The 5,807-nt window shown below is 74.1% G+C and carries 7 protein-coding genes and 6 tRNA genes; 5 read left to right on the top strand and 8 right to left on the bottom strand.

The window, feature by feature from the left end; genetic code table 11:
• Positions 1 to 37: 37 nt before the first annotated feature.
• The 6 genes from AB0E83_RS34915 to AB0E83_RS34890 all read right to left on the bottom strand — a co-directional run bounded on the left by AB0E83_RS34915 (position 38) and on the right by AB0E83_RS34890 (position 607).
• Positions 38 to 109: transfer RNA gene (locus AB0E83_RS34915), tRNA-Val, on the bottom strand.
• Between the two features lie 28 nt (positions 110 to 137).
• Positions 138 to 212 (bottom strand) — tRNA-Val (locus AB0E83_RS34910).
• Positions 213 to 240: 28 nt separating this feature from the next.
• Positions 241 to 315, bottom strand: a tRNA-Val gene (locus AB0E83_RS34905).
• Positions 316 to 348: 33 nt separating this feature from the next.
• Positions 349 to 420 (bottom strand) — tRNA-Val (locus tag AB0E83_RS34900).
• Position 421: 1 nt separating this feature from the next.
• Positions 422 to 495 (bottom strand) — tRNA-Cys (locus AB0E83_RS34895).
• Between the two features lie 39 nt (positions 496 to 534).
• Positions 535 to 607, bottom strand: a tRNA-Gly gene (locus AB0E83_RS34890).
• Between the two features lie 233 nt (positions 608 to 840).
• Here AB0E83_RS34890 and AB0E83_RS34885 point away from each other — a divergent pair.
• From AB0E83_RS34885 to AB0E83_RS34875, 3 genes are read left to right on the top strand one after another with little or no spacing between them, the layout of a single operon-like run.
• A complete protein-coding gene (locus AB0E83_RS34885) occupies positions 841 to 1,923 on the top strand; it encodes a chorismate-binding protein (protein ID WP_362120762.1) in 1,083 nt (360 codons plus the stop codon).
• A complete protein-coding gene (locus AB0E83_RS34880; protein WP_362120760.1) occupies positions 1,920 to 2,750 on the top strand; it encodes an aminodeoxychorismate lyase in 831 nt (276 codons plus the stop codon). The genes AB0E83_RS34885 and AB0E83_RS34880 overlap by 4 nt, the downstream gene beginning before the upstream one ends.
• A 42-nt stretch (positions 2,751 to 2,792) precedes the next feature.
• Positions 2,793 to 3,632 (top strand): GNAT family N-acetyltransferase, encoded by an 840-nt coding sequence (locus tag AB0E83_RS34875; protein WP_362120758.1) that lies wholly within the window; start codon positions 2,793 to 2,795, stop codon positions 3,630 to 3,632.
• A 26-nt stretch (positions 3,633 to 3,658) separates the two neighbouring features.
• Here the strand turns inward: AB0E83_RS34875 and AB0E83_RS34870 are convergent, their stop codons facing one another.
• Positions 3,659 to 4,171: a DsbA family protein gene (locus tag AB0E83_RS34870; RefSeq protein ID WP_362120756.1), complete on the bottom strand. Its 513-nt coding sequence runs from the start codon at positions 4,169 to 4,171 to the stop codon at positions 3,659 to 3,661.
• Between the two features lie 193 nt (positions 4,172 to 4,364).
• On the opposite strand from AB0E83_RS34870, the gene AB0E83_RS34865 reads away from it, so the two are divergent.
• Complete coding sequence (locus AB0E83_RS34865) at positions 4,365 to 4,790, top strand: hypothetical protein (RefSeq protein WP_362120754.1); 426 nt, start codon at positions 4,365 to 4,367, stop codon at positions 4,788 to 4,790.
• A 132-nt stretch (positions 4,791 to 4,922) separates the two neighbouring features.
• The gene (locus AB0E83_RS34860; protein ID WP_362120753.1) at positions 4,923 to 5,105 is read left to right on the top strand and encodes a hypothetical protein; all 183 of its coding nucleotides are present in this window, start codon (positions 4,923 to 4,925) and stop codon (positions 5,103 to 5,105) included.
• A 34-nt stretch (positions 5,106 to 5,139) separates the two neighbouring features.
• Here the strand turns inward: AB0E83_RS34860 and AB0E83_RS34855 are convergent, their stop codons facing one another.
• A complete protein-coding gene (locus AB0E83_RS34855; protein ID WP_362120751.1) occupies positions 5,140 to 5,697 on the bottom strand; it encodes a CGNR zinc finger domain-containing protein in 558 nt (185 codons plus the stop codon).
• Positions 5,698 to 5,807: the final 110 nt, after the last annotated feature.

The raw sequence follows: 5,807 nt of genomic DNA, 5'->3' as shown, positions 1-5,807 counted from the left end.
CCCCGGCCGCGAACCGCGGCCGGGGGCTTGTCTTCTGTGCGCGATACTGGGATTGAACCAGTGACCTCTTCCGTGTCAGGGAAGCGCTCTCCCGCTGAGCTAATCGCGCCGGATGCACCCGAGGGGTGCAGGAGGCGTGGTGCGCGATACTGGGATTGAACCAGTGACCTCTTCCGTGTCAGGGAAGCGCTCTCCCGCTGAGCTAATCGCGCGGGACGCACCCGGGGGGTGCTGGAGATGTGGTGCGCGATACTGGGATTGAACCAGTGACCTCTTCCGTGTCAGGGAAGCGCTCTCCCGCTGAGCTAATCGCGCGGGGATCCGAAGATCCAGGACCCGAGGGTCCAGTGGACGATACTGGGATTGAACCAGTGACCTCTTCCGTGTCAGGGAAGCGCTCTCCCGCTGAGCTAATCGTCCTTGGAGGTGGAGACGGGATTTGAACCCGTGTAGACGGCTTTGCAGGCCGTTGCCTCGCCTCTCGGCCACTCCACCAGGAGTGAATACGGGGGTTCGGGAAGATCCCCCACATCGAGCGGACGACGAGATTCGAACTCGCGACCCTCACCTTGGCAAGGTGATGCTCTACCAACTGAGCCACGTCCGCTTGTCGGTTCCGGTCCGCTTGCGCGTCCCGGCGACGTGTTGAACTCTAGCGGATTCCCGGGCCAGTACAAAAACGCGTTTCCGCAGCGTGCTGACCTGCACGCCCTTCGCGGTGCCCGGCCGGGCCGCCCGGAGGGTTCGAACAGTGTTCACCCACCGTGTCCCGGAGGTGGCGGGGAGCCCCCGCCACCTGCGCGCCCCCTGCTCCCGCGCCGCCCGACCTAGACTCGATCCGTGTACGACCTTGCTCCCCTGGCCCGCTTCGGCGGCCTCGTCGCGACCGACCTCCGGGACGTCACCCACGATCCCGGAGCCCTGGACTCCGCCGGCTTCTGGGCCGTCTGCGCCGACTTCGAGGGCCGGCTCACCTGCGCCCGCTTCGGAGACGTCCGCAGGGCGCCGGTGCCCCCCGCCGTGCCCGGCGCCTGGCGCGGCCCCCGCCCCGGCGACTGGACGTCGTCGCTCGACCGCGCCGCGTACACCGCGGGCGTGCGGAAGATACGCGGGCACATCGCGCGCGGCGAGGTCTACCAGGCGAACCTCTGCCGGGTGATGAGCGCGCCGCTGCCCGATCCGGCCGCCGCCGACGTCGACGCCCTCACCGCGCTGCTCGCGGCCGGCAACCCCGCCCCGTACGCGGGGACGATCCGGCTGCCCGCGCACGGCGTGGAGATCGCCACCGCCTCGCCCGAGCTGTACCTCCGGCGCGAGGGCGGCCGGGTCTCCTCCGGCCCCATCAAGGGCACCGGCCGGACCGCCGCCGACCTGCTGCCCAAGGACCACGCCGAGAACGTGATGATCGTGGACCTGGTCCGCAACGACCTCGGCCGCGTCTGCGAGACCGGCTCCGTCGCCGTCCCCGCCCTCTGCGAGGTCGAGGAGCACCCCGGCCTGGTCCACCTCGTCTCCACCGTCAGCGGGGTGCTGCGCGAGGACGCGGGCTGGCCCGAGCTGCTCGCCGCCACCTTCCCGCCCGGCTCCGTCACCGGCGCCCCCAAGTCCAGCGCCCTGCGGATCATCGAGGCCCTGGAGACCGCGCCCCGGGGCCCGTACTGCGGCGGCGTCGGCTGGGTGGACGCCGACAGCGGCCACGGCGAGCTGGCCGTCGGCATCCGCACCTTCTGGATCGACCGCCCCCGGGGCGTCCTGCGCTTCGGCACCGGCGCCGGGATCACCTGGGGCTCGGACCCCGAGCGGGAGTGGGCGGAGACCGAGCTGAAGGCCTCCCGGCTGGTCGCGATAGCGTCGGGGGCCTATGAGTCGGGCGCCCCGGGCGCGGACGTCCCCGAGGCGAGCGGAAAGGCCATCTCTCGATGAAGATCTGGGTCAACGGCGGGCTGTACGACGAGGAGGCCGCCCGGGTCTCCGTCCTGGACCACGGACTGACCGTCGGCGACGGCATCTTCGAGACGGTCAAGGCCGAGCGTGGAGAAACGTTTGCCCTCACCCTCCACCTGGAGCGGCTGACCCGGTCCGCCCGCGGCCTCGGACTGCCCGATCCCGACCTCGACGAGGTCCGCCGGGCCTGCGCCGCCGTCCTGGAGGCCAACCCGGTCGAGCTCGGCCGGCTCCGCATCACCTACACCGGCGGGCTCTCCCCGCTCGGCTCGGAGCGCGGCGACGCGGGCCCCGGCCTCGTCGTCGCCGTCGGCGGGACCTCCCGCCGCCCCGACACCACCGCCGTGGTCACCGTCCCCTGGACCCGCAACGAGCGCGGCGCCCTCACCGGCCTGAAGACCACCTCGTACGGGGAGAACGTCGTCGCCCTCGCCCGGGCGCACGAGCGGGGGGCCTCCGAGGCGCTCTTCGCCAACACGGCGGGACGGCTCTGCGAGGGCACCGGCTCCAACGTCTTCGTCGTCCTCGACGGCCGGATCCACACCCCGCCCGTCTCCTCCGGCTGCCTCGCCGGCATCACCCGCGCGCTGGTCGCGGAGTGGACCGGCGCCGTGGAGACCGATCTGCCGCTGGAGGTCCTGGAGAGCGCCGAGGAGATCTTCCTGACCTCGACCCTCCGCGACGTGCAGGCCGTCCACCGCGTGGACGGGCGCGGGCTCGCCGGGGCCCCCGGCCCGGTGACCGCCAAGGCCATGCGGATCTTCGAGGAGCGGGCCGCCGCGGACCGGGACCCGAGGCTCGGCTGAAAACCGGATGACGGGGGTCGCCCGGATGGGTAGAACACCCTGATGACCACCACCCTGCGGCCGTCCGGGCCGCTCCAGCGCTCCGCCGACGGCGGCCGTTCGCGCGCCTACGACATCTGCGTGAACAGCCGCCGGGTCGGCTCCGTCCGCGTCGCCACCGACCCGGCCTTCGGCGCCGCGGCGGGGCTCGTCCAGGACCTCTGGGTCGAGGAACCCGACCGGGGCCGGGGCCGGGGGACGGTGGCGGCGCTCGCCGCCGAGGAGGTGCTGCGCGGCTGGGGCTGCTCGGAGGTGGGGATCTCCGTGCCCGCCGGGGCGACGGCCGCGCTCGCGATGGCCCGTGCGCTCGGCTACACCGAGCGCAGCCGGAACATGCTGAAGGAGCTCGCGGACGAGCCGCCCGCGCCGCCGGCCGGCGTCGGGGTCCGCTCCATGACGGAGGAGGAGTTCGCGGTCTGGGAGGCCCGGGCCAGGGACGCCTTCGCCCGGAGCTGGGTCGAGCGGGGCGTCCCCGAGGACCGGGCCCGCGCCAAGGCGGAGGCCGGCCACCGCGAACTGCTGCCCCGGGGCCTCGCCAGCCCCCGCACGGCGATCCTCGTCGCCGTCGCCGGCGGCCGGGTCGTCGGCCACGTCTGGACCGGGGTCCGCGAGCTGGAGCCCGGGGCGACCGCCGGGTACGTGTACGACGTCGAGGTCGCCGAGGAGCAGCGCGGCAGGGGCCACGGCCGGACGCTGATGCTGCTCGCCGAGCGGGTGACGCGGGAGGCCGGGGAGGCCCTGCTCGGACTGCACGTCTTCGCGGGCAACACCCCGGCGATCCGCCTGTACGAGTCGCTGGGCTACCGGACCACCCACGTCAACAGCTCCAAGCCGCTGCTCTGAGGCGCGGCGGCCCGGAGCGGGAGGGGTCAGCCGACCAGGAGGCGGTCGGCGATCTCCTCGATCCGGGCCCGCAGGCCCTCCTGGCTCTTGCCGCCGTCGAGGCGCTCCCCGCCGATGACGTAGGTCGGGGTGCCGGTGACCTTGAGGGCCTGGCCCTCGGCCTGGTCGGCGTCGACCGCGAGCAGGTGCCGGCCGTCGATCAGGGCCGTGTCGAACTCCTCGGCGTCCAGGCCGAGTCCGGCCGCCACCTCCTGGAGCACCGGCTCGCCCCGGTCGGCCAGGTCGGCCGTCCGGGCCAGCAGCGCCTCCGCGTACGGCCACCCCGCCTCCTGCTCGAAGGCCTCCTCGGCGGCCTGGGCGGCGGCGTAGGCGTGCTTGTTCTTGGCCAGCGGGAAGTGGCGCAGCCGTACGTCGAGCCGGTCGCCGTACTTCTCGCGCAGGGCGTGGACGTCGTCGAGGGCCTGGAAGCAGTCCGGGCACTGGAGGTCGAACCACGCCTCCAGGACGACCGGGGAAGAGGGTGCGGTGGAGTCAGTCATGACCGGCAGTCTTCCAGTCGCCCCGCCCCGGGCCCCAATCGGCGTCCCTTCCCGGGCCGCACCGGCACCTGAGGAGGAGATCCCGTCCGGGGCGACCCGGAGATCTCCCTGAGACCGGGCCGGGGCCATGGCCTCCGGCGGTCGGCGCGGTGCAGGATGGAAGGGACGTATCACCCGGGACCTGGAGGACCGCATGCTCGCCGAGACCATCTTCTCCGCGGTGTCCGCGGCGGGCCTGGGCATCGCCGCCGTCACGGCGTACCGGAAGAAGTACCGGGCGGCGGCGCGGATCGCGGCCTACGCGCTGGTGCCGCTGGGGCTGGTGATGACCGGCGCGGTCGAGTGGGCCTTCGGCACCGTCTTCAGCCCGGTCGCCTGGGCCGGCTTCGGCGTGCTCGGCGCGGCCTGGCTGCTCCTGGCGACGACCCGGGGCGTCGAGCGGCGCAGAAGCGGCCGGAAGGCGGCGGGCGGGGGAGCGGAGCCCGCGGCGGTCGCACCCGGGGCCTCCGCGCCCTCCCGGGAGGCCCTCGCCCGGCCCTCCTCGGGTCCGGCGGCCCGGGGCGGGGACGCCGAGGACTTCAGCGACATCGAGGCGATTCTGAAGAAGCACGGAATCTGACCGAATCTGGCCGCTGCCCGCCCGGCCGCGACCGGGCGGTGATCCGGAGATCCACGGGAAGGGATGAACCGTCCCGCGGCGGGGCGTTTTCCGCCCGGACCGGGGCCTCCGGTGCGCGATCATCCCCCCGAGATGCTGGAAACCTCGCGGGAACCCGTCCCCGCCTCCGCCGAGCCCGACCCCGCCGCCGACCTCACGGCCGACGAGCCGAGGGGCTGTCTCTTCGCCCTCTCGCAGCCGCCGCTGATGATCTTCCTGGCGGTGATCGGGGCCCTGCTGCTGATGGCGGCCCTGCACGACCTCTACGTGCTGTGAGGGCCCTCCCGCGGCGGCCCGCCCCGGCCGGGGCTCAGCCGGCGGCCTCCTTGCGGCGGGCCCGGTAGGCGGCCACGTGCAGGCGGTTGCCGCAGGTCCGGCTGTCACAGTAGCGGCGGGAGCGGTTGCGGGAGAGGTCGACGAAGGCCCGGCCGCAGTCCGGCGCCTCGCAGCGGCGCAGCCGCTCGCGCTCGCCGGCGACGACGATGAAGGCGAGCGCCATGCCGCAGTCGGCCGCCAGGTGGTCGGCGACCGAGGCGCCCGGCGCGAAGTAGTGCACGTGCCAGTCGTAGCCGTCGTGGTCGGTGAGCTGCGGCGTGGTGCCGGCGGCGGCCACCAGCTGGTTGATGAGGGGGGCGGCGATCCGGGCGTCGGGGGCGGAGAAGACCGCGGCGAAGCGGTCGCGCACCTCGCGCACGGCCCGCAGGTCCCCGGCGTCCAGGTCGCCCACGTCGCTGATCCGGTGCTCGCGCACGAAGGCGCCGAGCGCGTCGAGGTCCGTGAGCGTGTCCTCACGGTCGCCCTGCGCGGCGGTGTTCATCAGATCGACGACGGTGTCGAGGGCGATCCGGGTGTCGTGGGGGATGAGCACGCTTCGCTCCCTGGCCGGCCGCGGGCGGGCGCCCGCGGATTGGCGACGACTCTAGCGCGCCCCGGAAAAGCGCGACGGCGCCCTCCACCGCGCCGGCCGCGCGGTGGAGG

Source organism: Streptomyces sp. NPDC035033, assembly GCF_040636735.1.
Classification (GTDB): domain Bacteria; phylum Actinomycetota; class Actinomycetes; order Streptomycetales; family Streptomycetaceae; genus Streptomyces.
Note: the sequence above shows the minus strand (reverse complement) of the source record. Positions and strands in the feature narration are given on the sequence as shown.